Here is a 17,822-nt window from a genome sequence, read left to right as displayed (position 1 = left end):
AGGATTAACAGCAGGGGCGTTTAGCGGTTTTCTTCAATATAGCGGGCCAGATCCGCCGGGGTTTTCAGCACCGTCGCCACGTCTGTCGGCGGGATCATGCAGCCGTAAATGTCCTGCACTTCCAGGACCATATCGACCGCCAGGATGGAGTCGAGAATGTCGGATTCAATCAGTTCATCGTGAAAGCCCACCTTGCGGGATAACACTTTTTCGAACAGGGCGAGAATTTCTTGTTCCATAATTTTTCCTGGGGTCATTAATTTGTGCGGGCGTAAGCGTCCAGCAGCTTGCGGTCAATTTTGCCGTTAGGATTCAGCGGCAAAGCGTCTTTTACGATAATTTGTGAAGGCACCATATAGTGGGGGACTACCTTCGAGAGCGAGGTTTTGATGGTATCCGGCGCCAGTTCCGTCACGCAGAACGCGGCAATGCGCAGCACGCTGCCGCAGGATTTCATCAGCGGCAGAACCACCGCTTCGTTAATGCCGGACATCGCCAGCAGGCGGTTTTCGATCTCGTTAATTTCAATACGGTAGCCATTCAGTTTGACCTGGCTGTCGTTGCGGCCCTGACAGTAGATGAGCTCCGCTTCATAACCCAGATCGCCGGTCCGGTAGCCGCGAAATGCCTCGTTTTCCCGATGAAGTAATTTCGCCGCGTTCTCCTGCGGCAGGCCGAGGTAGCCGCGCATAACGTTTTTTCCCCAGATGATCAGCTCGCCTTCCGCGGAAATTTCTATTCTGCTCTCAGGCATCATGACCCCCACCGGCAGCACGGCGCTGTCGCTGTTGAGGATCGCATCCGTGATCTCGACGACGGTTGTTGCGATGGTCGCCTCCGTTGGGCCATAGGAGTTAATAATTTTGGCCTGCGGGAAACGGCGGCGCAGTTGTTTGACCAGCGCTTTATTCAACACTTCACCAATGAAGATAAAGACGCTCAGCGCAGGCAAATACTCGCTGTTGAACTGCGGGGAAAGTAGCTGCTGATACGCAAAAGAGGGGGTGGAAACCCAGGCGGAGACGGCGTTGCTTTTCAGTCGCTCCAGCCAGTTCTCTTTCTGAATATCGTCTTTGGCGTTCAGCACGATGTGTCCACCCATCGCCAGATTCGCCAGCAAAGGGATCAGGGAAAGGTCAAAACTGAACACCGCGTGGTTCATCAGGACCGGTTTTTCCGGCAGCGAAAAGTCCTGGCTGACCCATTTCATGAAGTGCCACACGCTTTCACGCCCAATCTGCACCCCTTTAGGCTTGCCGGTGCTGCCTGAGGTAAACATGATATAGGCCAGATCCTGCTCCTCCAGCACCTTGCCCGGTTCACCCGTGGCGATGAACTGCCGGGTCGCGACGTCGTAATAGTAAGGGGCGCTGGCCAGATGGCAGATCTCCCGCAGGCGCTCCTGCGGGTAAATGCAGTCCACCGGAATGTACGGAATGTTGTGCAGCAGGCAGCTATAAATCGCCACGGCGAACTCGGCCTGCTGGTGTCCGTACAAGACGACCGGCGTACCGGCAACAGGCTGGCTACGCTCATAGCGCTGAGCCCAGTCCGTCACGGCAGCGGAAAGCTGCAGCCAGCTTAAGGCTTCGTCGCTGCCGCTGATGGCCAACTGTTGCGGGGAGGCGGGATCGTATAATGCCGCACGCAAGAAATCCTGCAGTTCCTGAAGATCGGAGTGATTTTTCATAGAGGTGACATTCCACTAAAGATGTAAAGGGAGCCCGCGGCGCTTCCCAGCGTCAGAATGCGTCCCAAAAACGCAACAGCCGGATACTGCAACCCGCGGTGTAACGCGGGGCTGCGTTTGGCTGACCACAGCAGCATGTTGTGAGCGACAGAAATGGCGCCAAACAGCGCGCCGCTGATGACGTAATGGCGTTCCAGGCCATTCCATGCCCCCATGCAAAACAGGGTGCAAAAAATACCGATATTTTGCGCCAGCGTTTTGTTCTGACGGAAAAAGTTGAACTTCATCAGGTTCATATAAACGGGCATAAAGACCACATCGCGCAGCCATTCAGACAGGCTAATGTGGAAGCGGCGCCAGAAATCCTGCGGATTCTTTGCCAGAAGCGGCATATTGAAGTTTGCCGGAATATTCAACCCAAACAGGCGGCCCGCACCGATGGCCATATTGCTGTAGCCCGCAAAATCAAAGTAGAGGTAGGCGCTATAGGCAATCGACATCACCACGCCCACGGTCAGCGTAAACGGCTTATGGCTCCAGGGCTGCACGACAAGTGAATCCACCAGCATGGCAAACAGGAACTTCTGGACAATGCCGGTAATGATTTGCTCCAGCGTCACTAAAAACTGTTCGCGGTTAAGGGCAAAGACGGGCTTACTGACGTCGCTCATCCATGTCCGCCAGCGATACATTGGGCCCGCCAGAATAATAAAGGGCATAAACAGATAGCAGAAATAATGCAGGAAATTCTGCCCTTCTTTTTTACTGCGATAGAGCAGCACGTCCACCGCGCGGAACGTCATAAAAGAGAGGCCGATCATGCCGAGATGATGATTAAGGTGCAATTTCACCAAAAATAAAGGCAGCAGCGTTAACACAATCGCCTGCCAGGTTTTTAACCATCCTTTTTCTTTTAACGTGGCGACAAGGTAAAAACTGATAAAAACGACCGCGGGAACACGGTAATCACCCTGAAAAATATAGCCCCAGCCTAATGCAGCGAGGACGGATAACGCCGATAAATACGTCAGGCGATGACGTAATACGCGATTGACCAGCGCAAACGCCAGGGCGGATGAAAATAAATAGACAAAAAACATGCCTGAGCTATACATCATTCGGCCTCAGAACTTTTGATATTCAAAATGCAGCTGCATACTCATGCTGTCATCGACAGAGGTCCACGCGACGATGGTGATCGCCAGCAGGAGATAAAGGAAAAAAAGACGGATCGCGATTTTCATTATTTAAAGCTCTGTGCAATAAAGCGAATCATAGGAACCCAGGCCAGCTCGGAAGGATGCAAACGATCCCAGTTCCAGCCATTCTGATAAGGCATGGCGTACATATCTAAATAGGGGATCTGGTTCGCTTCCAGAATGGTTTGAATTTGCTTATCAACCGGGCGGAAGGTATCAGTATTGTAAAGCGCCCAGGGGTTAACCGGGTCGACGATAGCAATCACCTGCACGTGACGGTCTTTCAGCAGTTGGACGGTTTTTCTGAACGCGGCGATTTGCGCAGGTACGACCGGCGTGTCATCCCACTGCTGTCGCGTACCGTCCTCCTCGTAAATCGTTTTGTCCATCCACAGGGTGGCCGCGCTCTGCTGGCGTTTTTTATTTAACTCGCGGGCATTCGCCAGCTCTTTATCCCAGTCTGGGGCAATATGGGGGGGTGGCTGCGGCGGCCACGGCTGTACCGTCCGGGGCGTGACGTTGAGCAGCGCCAGCCAGTCGTTTTTTATCATGGTGCAGACGTTGGCAAACTGGAAACTCACCTCGTCCCATATCAGATCGGGGTGCCAGCCAAAGACACGCATTTGACCAAAGGTTAAATGGCTTATTTCTTTACTATCAATATGTTTTAAATAATTGACTAATATTGGGCGTGCCTGCGGATCCTTCATCAAAGGATTAAAAACAGAACCCGGGAAATTATCGGCGTAGATAGCAGGTGGCAGACCTTTTGAGTAAAAGCTGTCAGGTGCCAGCAGCAAAACAACTTTACTGTTGGCGTTAAGGCTATTTTTAAAACGTGAGAACAGTAAAAACTGCGTTTCGTCATCGACAAACGCATCGCCATACGCCACGACGGGTTTGTGTAATTGCTTATTGAAATAATTATAGACAGCGTAATGTTCATCTTCTGAGGTCGCCACCTCAGACGCACCAATGAAGAATATCGCATTCCCTTCTAAGGCATGAGAAATAGTGGCAATTTTTTCCGCTTGTTCTTTAGGCGTCCCCGCCATTGATTTAATCAGCGGCTGGAAGGCGAGCGGTGGATCGAAGCTCGTCACCAGCGGGTGAATACAAAGGAACAAAATGGCCAGGGTTGCCATCAGGATATGTAAGCAAAGCGTATTCTTGATTTTCATCATCAACCCGTAACACTGCATGGCAGTAATGTCTAAAATCTGCGGGAATTCAGATTTATAACAATTACACTACAAATGACCGTCTATTTTTGTGGCATTCTATACCAGAGCGATTTAAAAGGATGAGCGTTGCTATGTTACGGTATGTACAAGGTCGTGGAGAGTGACGTGAGGTCAGCGTGCGGGTGACTTTTTGCGCAGTCAAACGCGTGTGGGGAAAAATAGAAAAATTCCTGCTTTACAAGGCGCTAATAGATGTTTATAGTGCGCCTCACTTTGGAAGCGTGGCCGAGCGGTTGAAGGCACCGGTCTTGAAAACCGGCGACCCGAAAGGGTTCTAGAGTTCGAATCTCTACGCTTCCGCCAAATTCGAAACCCAGGTCGTTATGCGACCTGGGTTTTTTGTTTATTAAACCGCCTTAACAGGGAATCCTGGTGCCGCGGAGACTGCGTCGATACTGCAGCGGCGTCTGACGCATCATCTTTTTAAAGCAGGTAATGAAATAGGTCACCTCGCTAAACCCGACAGCCAGGGCAATAGCGTCAACAGGCTCATCGCTGTACCGCAACAACTCGCAGCTGCTTTTTATCCGCCGGGTCAGCAAATATTCGTGGAGGGTACCGCCGGTCTGCTGGCGGAAAATGCGTGAGGTATAGCTGCGCGAAAGCCCCAGGTCGTGGGCTAGCTGGTCGAGCGAAAACTTGCTGGCATAGTGGGCTTCGACCCAGCTCATGATCCGCGAGGCGACGGTCTGCTGGCGCGGCGGGTAGGGCTGCGGCTGCTCGGGCAGAAACGTCATGAGCTGCATCATCAGAAAGGCCACCTCGCAGGCCTCTGTCTGCTCGTTGCCTTCCAGGCGCTGAAACTGTTCAAGGATCCGCTCAATAAACGCCGCGTGCTCGCTAAGATCGTAGATTTGCGCCGGCAAATTGCTGGCGGCCAGCGCAGCGAACCGGGCCTGATGGCGCGGGAACATGCCAAGCGCACTTTCGACCACCGATTGCTCAATGTGCATGGTGGTGCGGTGATAGGGGTTCTTATCGCTATGATCGACCTGCACTTTGTGCAAACGGAAGGGCGGGAAGATAAATAGTCGCCCCGGACGGGCGGTGTAGTGCTGGTTATCCACCACAACAATGCCGTAGCCGCTGGAGATATAGAGCAATTCAACGCATTGATGCCAGTGGTAGTAAATCGCGCTGGTGGTGTACATGCGGTTAAAAGAAATGGCCTGCCGATCGAGCGTAATGCGTTCCAGTAGTTGCGTTTCACCCATATTACCTCCAGAACAACAGAATTAAATTTTTAGGCCATCATTTGTAATTTATCCCCTTCGCGTTCGACAAAATCCAGTGAAAATGAAATAGCGGTTCAATTTTGTGAGTCCGCTCACTCAGCATCGGGAATAAAAGCAGTTACTCTTCATTCAGACGTCGCACGCGTGGCTTTAAAAAGCCTAATAACAATAACTTATCTCTACCCTCGTGTAATGCGGGAGGACCCTGTGCAACCTGAAAATATTCATCTGGATAATCCACTGACAAGCCGGGAAGAGGTGCTACGGCTGGTCAACGACATGCTGAACGCGGTGGCGCCCTGGTTTAAAAAAGACGCCAGCCGCATTGATTTAGCGAACTTTACCGCTCACTACGGTCAGCAGGTGGCGAGCATGGAAACGTTTTCCCGCCTGCTGTGGGGCGTGACGCCGCTGTTGGCTGGCGGCAGCGAGCCGCAGCACTTCTCATTCTATTTACAGGCGATAAAAAACGGCACCGATCCGCAGCATGCCGATTACTGGGGCGATGTCGGGCCTTACGATCAGCGAATCGTCGAGATGGCGGCCTACGGGCTGCTGCTGGCGCTGGCGGGTGAAACCGTACTGGCACACTTCACTGAGACGGAGAAAGAGCATTTATGGCGCTGGCTAAAGCAGTGCGAGACCCAGGAAATCCCCGATAACAACTGGCACTTCTTCCCGATTCTGGTGCAGGTCGGCTTCCATTATTGCGGCATGCCGACCAACCCGCAGGCGCTGGAAGATCATTTTGCTGCCATGGAGCACTACTACCTCGGCGATGGCTGGTATTCCGATGGTCCGGGACGGCCGCGCGACTATTACATCTCGATGGGCTTCCATTTCTATGGCCTGATTTACGCGAAGCTCATGGCCGGGGTCGATCCGAAGCGCTGTGCAACGCTGCGCGATCGGGCCGCGCGTTTCTCCTCTGACTTCATCCATTTCTTTGCCGAAGACGGCGCGGCGATCCCGTTTGGCCGTAGCCTGACCTACCGCTTTGCCGAGGCGGCGTTATGGAGTGCGGCGGCCTTCGCCGGGCTGGAAGTCTTTTCGCCCGGCGTGATGAAGGGCATCGTCCTGCGTCATCTGCGATGGTGGCTGAAGCAGCCGATATTCGACCGCGACGGCGTGCTGAGCGTCGGTTACAGCTATCCGAACCTGGCGATGGCGGAAGACTACAACGCGCCGGGGTCGCCGTACTGGGGCCTGAAGACCCTGCTGGTGCTGGCATTAGATGAGGGCGATGCCTTCTGGCAGGCGGCTGAGCTGCCGCTGCCGCCGTTGCCCGCGCAGCACACGATAGCCCACGCGGATCAGGTGGTGGTGCATCAGGCCGACCACCTGTGGATGCTGACGTCCGGCCAGCTGGAGCTGAACAACTTCGTGAACACCGAAGCGAAATACTGCAAATTTGCCTATTCCACCCGCTTTGGCTTCACCATCGAACGCGGCCGCTACGGCCTGAACCATGCCGCGCCCGATTCGATGCTGCTGCTGTCCGAAAAGGACAACTACTGGCGTGGCCGTCGCGAATGTCAGCACGTGGTCACCGCTGACGGCACTATTTACAGCCGCTGGCTGCCGTGGCACGACGCGGTGATTGATAGCTGGCTGCTGGCGCTGGGCGACTGGCAGCTGCGCGTCCATCGTATCAATACCCGGCGCGCGCTGGATTGTGCTGAGGGTGGCTTTAGCCTGGCAAACCGCCCGCAGCCGCAGGTCCACGAGAGCGACAGCGCCTGCTGGTTACGCAATGCCCGGGATGCCTCAGCCATTTTCTGTTTACATCCGCACGCCCGCCGCGGCGAGACGGTGTTGACGCCGCCAAACAGTAATCTGCTGTTCGCCGAGCGCGCAGCGGTGCCGGTGCTGCGCGGCGAGCTCGACCCCGGTACGCATGTGTTAATCAGCGCGGTGTGGGCGGGAAATGCCGTCGACTTCGATCCGCAACGCTGCCCGCAGGCCTTCATTAGCGATGACGCGGTACGCTTCGTGACGGCACGACAAGAAACGACGCTCGTTCTGGCTCCGGAGGCATCGCTATGAGCACATCATCGTCCGTACGCGCCGCACAGTACAAAATGAGTACTTTTATTTTTCTTTACTTCTTCACGTGGTCATCCAGCTTTGGCCTGTACGCCCTGTGGCTGAGCCAGAAAGTGGGCCTCGATAGCGTCACCATCGGCAGCGTGTTCGCTATAAATGGCGTCTTCGCGGTGGTCCTGAAGCCGGTGTACGGCTACATCATGGACAAAATCGGCATGAGCAAGTGGCTGCTCTATTTTGTCTGCGCCATTTCTGCGCTGATGGCGCCGTTTTTTGCACTGGTTTACCAGCCGCTGCTGCAAAGCCATGCGATGGCGGGGATTATCATCGGCGCGCTGTATCTGAGCCTGGGCTGGTACGCCGGTGTGGCGGCGTCTGAATCTTACGCCGACCGCTTTAGCCGCCTGTACGGGCTGGAGTTTGGCCGCATCAGAATGTGGGGTTCACTGGGCTGGGCGATGGCGGCGTCGGTCTCCGGGCTGTTGTTTAACATCACCCCGCTGGCCAACTTTCTCCTCAGCAGCGGGACCTCGGTACTGATGCTGCTGGTGCTGATTAGCCTCAAAATCGGCGATGAGCAGCTGCGCAATAACAGCGTCATTTCCGCTAATAAGATCGTCTTCGCCGATGTGCTGATGCTCCTGAAAAACCGCAAATTCTGGATGTTCAGCCTCTATGTCGCCGGGGTGGCGTGGATGATGTTTATCGCCGAACAGCAGTTCCCGCGCTATTTCGTCTCGTTCTTCACCACCAAAGAGCAGGGGAATGCCTGGTACGGCTACCTGAGTACCGTCCAGTCGGGGATGGAGTTCGTGATGATGATGTTTATCCCGTGGCTGGTGAACCACTACGGCGCTAAGCGCGGCCTGCTGTTCTGCGGCTGCGTGGTCGGGGCGCGGCTGATCGCCTCCGGGCTGACCAGTGACCCGATTATTATCTCCATCATCAAACCGTTTTATGGCGTCGAGATCGCGCTGCTGCTGATCTCGGTCTTCAAATACATCGCCGAACATTTCCATCGTCGGGTTAACGCCACGATGTACCTGTTGGGCTACCAGGCGATGATTTACGTGGGGTCGATTGTGGTCGCCCCGCCCGCCGGCTACCTGTACGACAGGATTGGCTTTGAGCACACTTATCTGCTGATGGGCAGCTGCGCCCTGGTATTTACGTTGATTTCCGCCTTTACGCTGTCGCGCTGCCAGTCGACGCGCGATGACTCACGATCCTTTGCTCCGGCTTTAGATACCGCCCCGGTTGAACCGGCCAAACATTAATTCAGGAGTTGTTATGACCAAATCTGTTATCACCGAAGCGCTGCGGCCGATCGAACTGCATCAGGTCGATCGCCTGGCTCTGAGCCAGAAGCTGGAAGCGGCGTTAGCCCGCGTCACGCGCAAGCTCGACAAAAATATTGTCGCCTTCGGCGATAAGTTCCCCGGTGAGGCCTGCGAGAAGGGAGTCTGGCCGCGCACCGATAACGTGGAATGGACCACCAGCTTTTGGCCTGGCCAGCTGTGGCTGGCGTGGGAGATGACCGGCAAAGCACATTATCGCGAAGCCGCCGAACGCTATTTACCGTCGTTCGCCCGGCGTATTGAGCAGCGCATCGACACCGCAACGCACGATCTCGGGTTCCTCTATTCGCTCTCCTGCATCAGCGCCTGGCGCCTCACCGGCAACGAAGCCGCTCGCCAGTCGGCGCTGCTGGCAGCCGAGCGCCTGATGGAGCGTTTTAACCCGACGGCCAACATTATTCAGGCGTGGGGTGATTTAAACGACCCGGAGCAGCAGGGGAGAATGATCATCGACTGCAATATGAACCTGCCGCTGCTGTACTGGGCCAGCGAACAGACCGGGGATCCGCGCTATGCGCAGGCGGCGACGGCTCATGCCGGACAGGCCGCGAACTATATCGTGCGTGAAGATGCCTCGACGTATCACACTTATTATATGGATGTGCAGACGGGCGAGCCGCGCTTTGGCAACACCCATCAGGGCTACAGCGATACCTCGTGCTGGTCGCGCGGCCAGGCATGGGGCATTTACGGCTTCCTGCTCAGCTATCAGCACACCGGTGATAAGCAGATGGTGGAGCTGTCACGCAGCCTGGCGCATTACTTCCTCAACCGTCTGCCGGAAGATGATGTTTGCCACTGGGATCTGGCGCTGCTCGGTACCGACGCCGTGCGCGACAGTTCAGCGGCGGCGATTGCCGCCTGTGGCCTGCTGGAGCTGGTCAAGGCACTGCCGACGCTCGACGCACACCGCGCGTATTATGAAGAGATGGCGCTGCGTATTGCTCAGTCGCTGACCGATAACTACCTGGCTCACGACGACGATCCGACCGAAGGGTTGCTGCAGCACTCGGTTTATCATATGGGCAGCGGTAAGGGCGTCGATCAGTGCTGTAGCTGGGGAGACTATTTCTATCTTGAACTGCTGGCGCGGCTGCGACAGATTTGGCACCCGTACTGGTAACCCTTAAGCAATGGAGAGCAAAATGAAAAGCGTAGCCGTGCTATTAGCCCCTGGTTTTGAAGAGGGGGAAGCGATTGTCACTATCGATATCCTGCGCCGCCTGAATATTTCGGTGCAGACGATTGCCTGCGGCGAGAGTCGCGAAGTGGTGAGCTATCACGCCATCCCTATGGTGGCGGACAGCACTCTGCAGGCCAGCCTCGACCGGACCTTTGACGCCGTGGTGTTACCGGGCGGCCCGCAAGGCAGCGTTAACCTGGCGAAAAGCGCGGAGGTCATTGCCTTCGTCCGCCGCCACGATGAAGCGGGCAAATATATCTGCCCGATTTGTTCCGCCGCCGCCCGCGTGCTGGGCGGCAATGGACTGCTGAAGGGACGGCGCTATGTCTGTTCCGGCGATCTGTGGAAAACAGTCAGCGATGGCATCTACGTCGATGCCGACGTGGTGGAAGACGGCAATCTGCTGAGCGGCCGTGGGCTGGGCAACGTATTTGATTTCGCCTTTACCCTGGCGGCGCGATTGCAGGGCGATGGGGCACTGGCGCGCGAGCAGGCCAGCCATATTGAGTACGTGTGGCAGGATAGCGATCCCGTTTACGGGCTGGCAAAGTGCGATTTGTGAGTTTCGCCCGGCGGCGCTACGCTTGCACGGGCCTACAATAAAACGTGCAACCAATTGAAAAGTCTGCGCAATGTAGGCCGGGTAAGCGCAGCGCCACCCGGCAAGAAAGACTGTGCAGGTGGTTTACAGCCCGATCACCAGCTCCCCCGAATGGCTCCGCGAGCAGCACAGCGCCACCTGCTGCTCCGTTGCGCTTTTTTCCGCCTCCGACTGCACGCTGTCCCGGTGATCCACCACGCCGTCAATCACCGGCGTCAGGCAGGCGCCGCAGATCCCCATCTCACAGGAAAGCGGGACCGCCACGCCATTTTCCTGCAGCACCTGGGCGATGGTTTTGTCCGCAGGCACCGGCCAGCGCTCCCCGGTGGAGGCCAGTTTGACCGTAAAGATCTCACCCGCGATACCGCTTGTGGCAGGGGCGGCGGGCTGAAACGCCTCGCTGTGAAGATGGCCGTCATCCCAGCCCTTCGCCGTCGCCACCTCACGCACTTTTTCCATAAAACCTGCCGGACCACAGACCCAGGCGTGAAGGCCCGATTCGGCCGCGGGGAGATGTGCCGCCAGCGCTGTGCGCGGGCTGGCGGTATGAATGAGGCACTCACCGAGCCGGGAGAGTTCGCGCGCAAACGCCGCGCTTTCCCGGTTCCTGACGTAGTAGTGCAGCGTGAACGGCGTTCCGGTCGCCTTCAGCTGCAGGGCCATCGCATACAGCGGCGTAATGCCAATTCCCGCCGCCAGGAGCAAAACCCGCTCTGCCTGCTGAAGCGGAAACAGGTTGCGCGGGGCGGATATCATCAGCTTCTGCCCGGGACGCAGCGTCTCGTGAACGTAGCGCGACCCGCCGCGCGAGGCGGTGTCCCGCCCCACGCAGATCAGGTAGCTCTCGCCGCCACACGCTCCGGTCAGGGAATACTGGCGAACCACGCCGCAGGGCAGGTGAACATCAATGTGCGCACCGGGCTGCCACGGTGGCAGCGCTTCGCCGTCTTCCGCCACCAGCCTGACGGCGAGGCTTTTGTCGCCCTCTCGCCACAGCCCGTCAACAATCACGCTCAGCATATCGGCCTCCGTCATACCAGGAAAAACTCGCCAAAGCCCATCTTCTTCAGTCCCCGACGGTAGGCAATCGAGCTTTTATCTGCGGGAATATGGGCTTCCAGCGTCAGGTCCAGCGGCAGGCTTTCCGGGCGCTGGGTTTCCACCATCAGACGGTCCTCTTCAAAAATCCGCAGATTGAAGGCATGCACATCCTCCACCGGAATATGCAGGTCAAAATTGCGGGCGATAGGGGCGAACATGCGGGTCACGCGCGATGACACCGGCGATGCGGCGTTCATAATGACCAGTCTCGATTCACCCGGAAAATGAATCGTCAGGGTGGCGGTGAACGGCAGGTGCATCTCAAAATGGCGCAACCACTGGAAGCCTTCCGGGGCCTGCACGGGGGAACTGGCGGGATAGTTGCTCACGGAGCTCCAGTAATCCGCCACGAAGCCAAACGGCGTCTCCTGCGGCTGATAGTGGGGCACCAGCGGGTTATTCGGGTCCGCAAAGGTATCGGTATGGATCCACGCAAAGTGGGCAACATCCAGAAACCCCTCCACCTGACGTCCGGCAAAGCCGTTGACCTCAAACGCCGGGCAGTTTATCTGCTGAAATCCGTCGTCATCCCAGTGCGGCATGGTGGGCAGCGGCGCGGGGTTTTCCGGATCAAACGCCAGGCAGGTCCAGATCAGGCCGAAGCGCTCCTCCACGGCGTAGTTAATCAGGTTCAGCTTCGCCGGAACGGGCTGGTCGGGGCTGGACGGAATACGGTTGCAGCGCCCGTCCTCCCCGAAGCGGAGGCCGTGATAGGGGCAGATAATTCCGTGCTCGTCGTGAAAGCCGAGCGTCAGCGGCACGCCGCGGTGCGGGCAAACGTCACGGGCGACCACGACCTGGTCGTTTATCCGGTAAATCACCAGCTGTTCATCCAGTAGCGTCGCTTTGACCGGCGCCGGACCGACGTCGCAGGCGCGCGCGACCGGATGCCAGCATTTCGCCAGACGCAGCCAGTCCTCTGGCTCAAACGTGCAGTGGGCGGGTGGAGTCGGTTCTCTTTTCATCATTATCCCTCTTACGTTCAGCCTAACGGGCCGCCCTGAATGGTCTCGCACAGACCGTTGATGATGCGCTCTCCGGTCTCCTCTTTGAGCTCCTGATACCAGGCCTGCGTCAACGCCATGTCTTTGCCGTGGGTGACGTCGCAGCGCTTGCGCGCCTTCAGCACCAGGTCGCGCACCCGGTCGCAGCGCAGCGCCTCGTACTGCCGAAGCGCCAGCGTGATGTTGTGGTTTTCACGCAGGCATTCCCCCAGCACCACGGCGTCTTCCATCGCTGCGCAGCCGCCCTGGCCGATATCCGGCGTGGTGCTGTGCCCGGCATCGCCCAGCAGCGCGACGTTGCCGCGTACCAGGCTGTCGAACGGCTCAATGTCGTGGATTTCAATGCGGTTGGTGGTGTCAGGATCCAGCGCGGCGATAAGCCTCTGCACCGGCGGCGCCCAGCCGCGGAAGTAGCCCGTGAGATCGGCGCGCAGGGTGGTGCGATCCTCCGCCAGGCCCGCAGGGAGCGGCACGTCAAAAAAGAAGTAGAAGCGTCCGCCGGAGACGGGCATCAGCGACACGCGTTTGCCTTCGCCAACGAAGGTGGTCCACTGGTGCGCCGGGGCGATCTTCTCGTCAATCTTCACCAGCCCGTTCCAGTTCACGTAGCCGGCGTAGCGGCGCTCGGGGGTATACCCCAGCACGTACGGGCGAACCGCCGAGTGACTGCCGTCGGCGGCAATCAGGAAATCCCCGGCTGCGGTGGTGCCATCGGTGAAGGTCACGCTCACGCCCGCGTCGTCTTCATGAACGCGTTCGACGCGCTTGCCAAACTGCACCTTGTCGCGACCCCAGAAGTCCAGCATTTCGCGCTGAAGCTCAGCGCGCGAGACGGGGCAGGGACGCCCGCCCGTACGCTCAACCAGCGGGGCAAGGCTAAAGCGGGTCAGGGTATCGCCGCGCCGGTAATCCTTGTAGGCCATAAAATGCATCGGCCCGCCCCAGGTCTCGATGATGTCGCCCATGCCGAGGTGCTGCATGCATTTCACGCCGTTAGGCCAGATGGAGATGGCCGCCCCGACGGGCCTGATCTCCTTTACGGCTTCAAATACGGTACAGTCGATGCCCGCTTTCTTCAGCGCGACGGCGGCGCTCAGGCCGCCAATACCCGCGCCAATAACGATTGCTCTCATGCTTCTCTCCTTTTGCAGGGTGTAAAGTCATTCAGCAATTTGCGTACCAGGCTGCAGAGTGGCGAAAACGGCGTTGTGAGGGAGACGTTTGCACTGCTAAGGTGCGTAAACGCGGTGAGCGTGCCTTTTTATGAATCAAAAATTTCCTGGCCGACCTTGTGGAATCGACTGTTTCACGCCTGTGCTCAGGGTGGCGTGGTTTGTGCAATAGCCTGGAGAAGGACAATAAAGGAGACACTATGATCGCACTGCACGACTTTAATCATCTTCCCCACGAACAGGCGTTAGCGCTGATTCACCCCTGCGTGGCGCTTCCCTGCTGGACCGATGCGCTGGTTCACGGGCGTCCTTACGCCAGCCGGGACGAATTGTTCAGTACGGCGAAATCGCTGATGCAAAACTGGGACGACGCGGCGCTGGCGCAAGCCCTGAGCGCCCATCCGCGCATCGGGGAAAAGCCTGCGGGTTCAGCGGCGGAGGCGGCACTGTCGCGCCAGGAACAGGGCGCGGTGAACGATCGCAATAACGCCCTTGCCCAGGCGCTGCGTGAAGGCAATGCCCGCTACGAAGCCCGCTTTGGGCGCGTCTTTCTGATCCGCGCGAAGGGACGCAGCGGCGAGGAGATATTACAGGCCCTGCACGCGCGGCTGGAGAACAGCGACGCGCAGGAAATCCGTGCCGCGCTGGAACAGTTGCGGGAAATTACGCTGCTGCGACTGGAAGGAGTCATTCACGAATGAGCACACTTAGCACCCATATCCTCGATATTTCGACGGGCAAACCCGCAGAGGGCGTGACGGTTCATCTCCAGCAGGACGGGAAGACGCTCGCCACGGGGGTGACCAACGCCCAGGGGCGCATCGCCGCGTTCGTTCCCTCTCTGCCCGCGGGCCGCTATCGGCTGGTGGCGGAGATTGGGGCGTGGTTTAGCGATACCGGCCGGGAGACAATCTATCCCTGCGCGCACATTGAGTTTGTGACGGGAGAAACGGCAGACGAGCATTTCCATCTGCCGTTTGTGATTGCCCCCGGCGGATGGTCAACCTACCGGGGCAGTTGACCACACCCGCTCGCCGTTGACCCAGGTCTCGCTGATGTTGCGTTCGTCACCGAGGGTCATCAGCACAAAGAGCTGCTCGTAGATATCCTGACAGCGGCGATTGCGCAGGCGCTGCAGCGGCGTCACGTCAGGATCGATAACCACGAAATCCGCCTCTTTGCCTGCCGCGAAGTTGCCAATCTTATCGTCCAGCCGGAGGGCGTGCGCACCGCCCAGCGTGGCATGATAAAACGCCTCGCTGGCGCGCAGGCGGTAGCTCTGAAGCTGGCCGACCTTGTAGGCCTCCCCCAGCGTGCGCAGCATGCTGAAGGTCGTGCCCGCCCCGACGTCGGTGCCGATGCCCATCCGCACCCTGTGCTGCCAGCAGGCGGGCAGGCGAAACAGCCCGCTGCCGAGAAACAGGTTTGAGGTGGGGCAAAACGCCACCGCCGAGCCGGTGTCATGCAGACACTGCCACTCGCTGTGGTGGAGATGGATCGCGTGGGCAAACACGCTGCGCTCGCCGGTCAGGCCGTAGTGGTGATACACGTCCAGATAGCGCTCATGCTCCGGCCAGAGATCGCTCACCCAGGCCACTTCGTTGGGGTTCTCGCTCAGGTGGGTCTGCAGCCAGGTGTCCGGGAACTCCTCTCTGAGCAGGCTGACCGCCGCAAGCAGCTCGGGTGATGACGTCGGCGCAAAGCGCGGCGTAATCGCATAGCCCAGCCGTCCACGGTGATGCCAGCGCTGGATCAGCGTCCGGGTCTGCCGGTAGCTCTGCTTCGCGTCTTCGCTCAGGTAGTCCGGCGCGTGCCTGTCCATCATGACCTTACCAGCGATAAGGCGCATGTTCAGGCGCAGGGCCTCGGTAAACAGCGCTTCGACCGATTCCGGATGCAGCGTGCAAAACACCAGCGCGGTGGTGGTGCCGTTGCTCACCAACTGGTTAATGAAAAATTCGGCGATCCCTTTTGCATAGGCCTCATCGGCGAACTGGCTCTCCACCGGGAAGGTGTAGGTGGTCAGCCACTCCAGCAGCTGTTCGCCAAAGGCGCCAATCATCTCCGTTTGCGGGTAATGGACGTGGGTGTCCACAAAACCGGGTAGCAGTAGCCTGCCGCGCAGGTCGGTATAGCCTTTGTGCGGGTCAAGATACTGCTCGCCCTCCTGCCACGGCATCTGTGCCAGAATTTTTCCGTGCTGGATAAACAGCAGGCCGTCCTCAAGGTAGCGCGCGTGCTGGGCGATGGCGTCTGCACTGTCGCAGACCCGGGCAATATCAAAAAAAGCACCGCGTATCGCAGTCTGGTATTCCATCATGGTTCCTGCCTTCGTGTGTGCGTAGCGGGGGTGAGAAGGCGCAGCAAGAACGGTGCCAGAATGAACGGGCCGCAGAGATGCTGCGGCCGGAGGGAGGGAAAGGTTACTCTTTTTGTGTCGCCACGCGGGAGCCAAACGACGTCGCACCTGCCGTCTCGCGCTCTTCCCGCGCCAGCCAGCGGTAGGTGACGCCGCCGAGGAAGACGCCAATAAACCAGCTGAAGTTTGCCACCTCATGCAGGGCCGGGATAAAGCTAATGACCAGGCCCACGGCAACGGACGGGATTAGCGCGCCAATGGCTTTCGGGTTAAAGCCGTTGCGGTACCAGTATTTGCCCTTTGGCGTGTCGTCGAACAGATCGTCAACCGACACCTTGCCGCGCTTAATCAGGTAGAAATCGGCGATCAGGATGCCGAACAGCGGGCCGATAAACGCCCCGAGCACGTCCAGGGTGTAGTGGATAAGCTCCGGCGAGTTGAACAGGTTCCACGGGGTGAGCAGGATCGAGCCGACGGCGGCAATCATGCCTCCGGTACGGAAGCTGATTTTCTGCGGCGAGCAGTTAGAGAAATCAAACGCCGGTGAGACGAAGTTTGCCACGATGTTGATCCCGATGGTGGCGGTGATCATCGTCAGCAGGCCAATCGCCACGGCCAGATCGTTGCCCACGCGGCTGACGGTCTCGATCGGGTCGGTGATCATGCGGCCAAACAGCGACTGGGTGCCGGAGACAATCACTACGGTGACGATGGAGAACAGCAGGAAGTTAAACGGCAGCCCCCAGCGGTTGCCGCGGCGGATCTCACCCATGCTTTTGCCGTAGCGGGAGAAGTCGCCAAAGTTGAGCAGCGGACCGGAGAAGTAAGAAACCACCAGCGCGGTGGCGGTGATCATCTGCCAGGTCTGCTCGCCCGCGCTCAGGGATTTGCTGGCGAGGGTAAAGGAGATCCCGTCGAAACCGGTCTTGTATACAATCCAGCCGGCGAGAGCCAGCATCACCACATAGACCGCCGGACCGGCGATATCAATAAAGCGTTTGATGGCGCTCATGCCGTGCCAGAAGACCATCGCCTGCAGGACCCACATAATGGCAAAGCAGATCCAGCCCAGATGCGACAGGCCCAGGAATGCGCCGGTAGTGAGTGAAGAGAGCGACGGCCAGAACTTCAGCGCCACCAGCATCAGGGCGTTGGCGGCGAGATAGGTCTGAATACCGTACCACGCGAAGGCAATCAGCCCGCGGATCACCGCCGGAATATTGGCCCCGAAGACGCCAAACGCCTGACGGCTGATCACCGCGTAGGGCACGCCCGCCATCTGGCTCGGTTTGGCCACCAGGTTGGCGCACAGCTGCACGATGCAAATCCCCACCAGCAGGCAGAGCAGCACCTGCCAGCTTGCCAGCCCGAGCGTAAAGAAGCTCGCGGCGACAACATAACCCCCCATGCTGTGAACGTCCGACATCCAGAACGAAAAGATGTTGTACCAGCTCCAGTTCTGGTCACGCGTCGGTGCCAGATCCTCATTGCAAAGACGTGGGCTGTAAACCGCACCGGAATCAGCGGCCGTACCTTGCTGTGCGTTTTGACTGTTTGGCATGAAACCTGCTCCTGTGAATGGAAACCCGTTGAGTGGGAGTGCAAACGGTGTTGCAGGATCCAGGCCAAA

16 protein-coding genes and 1 tRNA gene are annotated in these 17,822 nt (G+C 58.0%); 7 read left to right on the top strand and 10 right to left on the bottom strand.

The window, feature by feature from the left end; translation table 11 throughout:
* Positions 1–20: 20 nt before the first annotated feature.
* The 4 genes from CWR52_RS04375 to CWR52_RS04360 form a co-directional block, all read right to left on the bottom strand.
* A complete protein-coding gene (locus CWR52_RS04375; protein WP_047061519.1) occupies positions 21–239 on the bottom strand; it encodes an acyl carrier protein in 219 nt (72 codons plus the stop codon).
* 17 nt (positions 240–256) lie between these two features.
* Entirely contained in the window at positions 257–1,690 is a 1,434-nt protein-coding gene (locus tag CWR52_RS04370; RefSeq protein ID WP_104948944.1) for an AMP-binding protein, read from the bottom strand.
* Positions 1,687–2,805: an MBOAT family O-acyltransferase gene (locus CWR52_RS04365; protein WP_104948943.1), complete on the bottom strand. Its 1,119-nt coding sequence runs from the start codon at positions 2,803–2,805 to the stop codon at positions 1,687–1,689. Before CWR52_RS04365 ends, CWR52_RS04370 begins: the two co-directional genes overlap by 4 nt.
* Positions 2,806–2,933: 128 nt before the next feature.
* Complete coding sequence (locus tag CWR52_RS04360; protein ID WP_104948942.1) at positions 2,934–4,070, bottom strand: D-alanyl-lipoteichoic acid biosynthesis protein DltD; 1,137 nt, start codon at positions 4,068–4,070, stop codon at positions 2,934–2,936.
* 278 nt (positions 4,071–4,348) lie between these two features.
* Here CWR52_RS04360 and CWR52_RS04355 point away from each other — a divergent pair.
* Positions 4,349–4,436: transfer RNA gene (locus tag CWR52_RS04355), tRNA-Ser, on the top strand.
* Positions 4,437–4,489: 53 nt separating this feature from the next.
* Here CWR52_RS04355 and CWR52_RS04350 read toward each other — a convergent pair.
* A complete protein-coding gene (locus CWR52_RS04350) occupies positions 4,490–5,347 on the bottom strand; it encodes an AraC family transcriptional regulator (protein ID WP_104948941.1) in 858 nt (285 codons plus the stop codon).
* Between the two features lie 228 nt (positions 5,348–5,575).
* Here CWR52_RS04350 and CWR52_RS04345 point away from each other — a divergent pair, with 228 nt between their 5' ends.
* From CWR52_RS04345 to CWR52_RS04330, 4 genes are read left to right on the top strand one after another with little or no spacing between them, the layout of a single operon-like run.
* Positions 5,576–7,414: a DUF2264 domain-containing protein gene (locus tag CWR52_RS04345; protein ID WP_104948940.1), complete on the top strand. Its 1,839-nt coding sequence runs from the start codon at positions 5,576–5,578 to the stop codon at positions 7,412–7,414.
* Positions 7,411–8,691 (top strand): oligosaccharide MFS transporter, encoded by a 1,281-nt coding sequence (locus CWR52_RS04340; RefSeq protein ID WP_104948939.1) that lies wholly within the window; start codon positions 7,411–7,413, stop codon positions 8,689–8,691. The genes CWR52_RS04345 and CWR52_RS04340 overlap by 4 nt, the downstream gene beginning before the upstream one ends.
* Before the next feature lie 13 nt (positions 8,692–8,704).
* Positions 8,705–9,895, top strand: a complete 1,191-nt coding sequence (locus tag CWR52_RS04335; protein WP_104948938.1) for a glycoside hydrolase family 88 protein — start codon at positions 8,705–8,707, stop codon at positions 9,893–9,895.
* Between the two features lie 22 nt (positions 9,896–9,917).
* Entirely contained in the window at positions 9,918–10,517 is a 600-nt protein-coding gene (locus tag CWR52_RS04330) for a DJ-1/PfpI family protein (RefSeq protein WP_104948937.1), read from the top strand.
* Between the two features lie 123 nt (positions 10,518–10,640).
* Here CWR52_RS04330 and CWR52_RS04325 read toward each other — a convergent pair whose 3' ends face one another.
* From CWR52_RS04325 to hpxO, 3 genes are read right to left on the bottom strand one after another with little or no spacing between them, the layout of a single operon-like run.
* The gene (locus CWR52_RS04325) at positions 10,641–11,576 is read right to left on the bottom strand and encodes a PDR/VanB family oxidoreductase (RefSeq protein ID WP_104950889.1); all 936 of its coding nucleotides are present in this window, start codon (positions 11,574–11,576) and stop codon (positions 10,641–10,643) included.
* Positions 11,577–11,587: 11 nt separating this feature from the next.
* A complete protein-coding gene (gene hpxD, locus CWR52_RS04320; RefSeq protein ID WP_048027296.1) occupies positions 11,588–12,625 on the bottom strand; it encodes a molybdenum cofactor-independent xanthine hydroxylase subunit HpxD in 1,038 nt (345 codons plus the stop codon).
* A 14-nt stretch (positions 12,626–12,639) separates the two neighbouring features.
* Complete coding sequence (hpxO, locus tag CWR52_RS04315) at positions 12,640–13,794, bottom strand: FAD-dependent urate hydroxylase HpxO (protein WP_104948936.1); 1,155 nt, start codon at positions 13,792–13,794, stop codon at positions 12,640–12,642.
* 239 nt (positions 13,795–14,033) lie between these two features.
* Here hpxO and uraD point away from each other — a divergent pair, with 239 nt between their 5' ends.
* Together uraD and uraH are read left to right on the top strand one after the other, a co-directional pair.
* Positions 14,034–14,534, top strand: a complete 501-nt coding sequence (uraD, locus tag CWR52_RS04310) for a 2-oxo-4-hydroxy-4-carboxy-5-ureidoimidazoline decarboxylase (RefSeq protein WP_104948935.1) — start codon at positions 14,034–14,036, stop codon at positions 14,532–14,534.
* Entirely contained in the window at positions 14,531–14,854 is a 324-nt protein-coding gene (uraH, locus tag CWR52_RS04305) for a hydroxyisourate hydrolase (protein ID WP_104948934.1), read from the top strand. Before uraD ends, uraH begins: the two co-directional genes overlap by 4 nt.
* Here the strand turns inward: uraH and guaD are convergent.
* Both guaD and CWR52_RS04295 read right to left on the bottom strand, forming a co-directional pair.
* Positions 14,834–16,153, bottom strand: a complete 1,320-nt coding sequence (gene guaD, locus CWR52_RS04300; RefSeq protein WP_104948933.1) for a guanine deaminase — start codon at positions 16,151–16,153, stop codon at positions 14,834–14,836. The two genes, uraH and guaD, sit on opposite strands and share 21 nt — an antisense overlap.
* A gap of 103 nt (positions 16,154–16,256) precedes the next feature.
* The gene (locus tag CWR52_RS04295; RefSeq protein WP_008499855.1) at positions 16,257–17,753 is read right to left on the bottom strand and encodes an NCS1 family nucleobase:cation symporter-1; all 1,497 of its coding nucleotides are present in this window, start codon (positions 17,751–17,753) and stop codon (positions 16,257–16,259) included.
* Positions 17,754–17,822: the final 69 nt, after the last annotated feature.

The sequence above is a fragment of the Enterobacter sp. SGAir0187 genome (assembly GCF_002952735.2).
Classification (GTDB): Bacteria; Pseudomonadota; Gammaproteobacteria; order Enterobacterales; family Enterobacteriaceae; genus Enterobacter; species Enterobacter quasiroggenkampii.
This window is presented reverse-complemented; position numbering and strand designations above follow the sequence as displayed.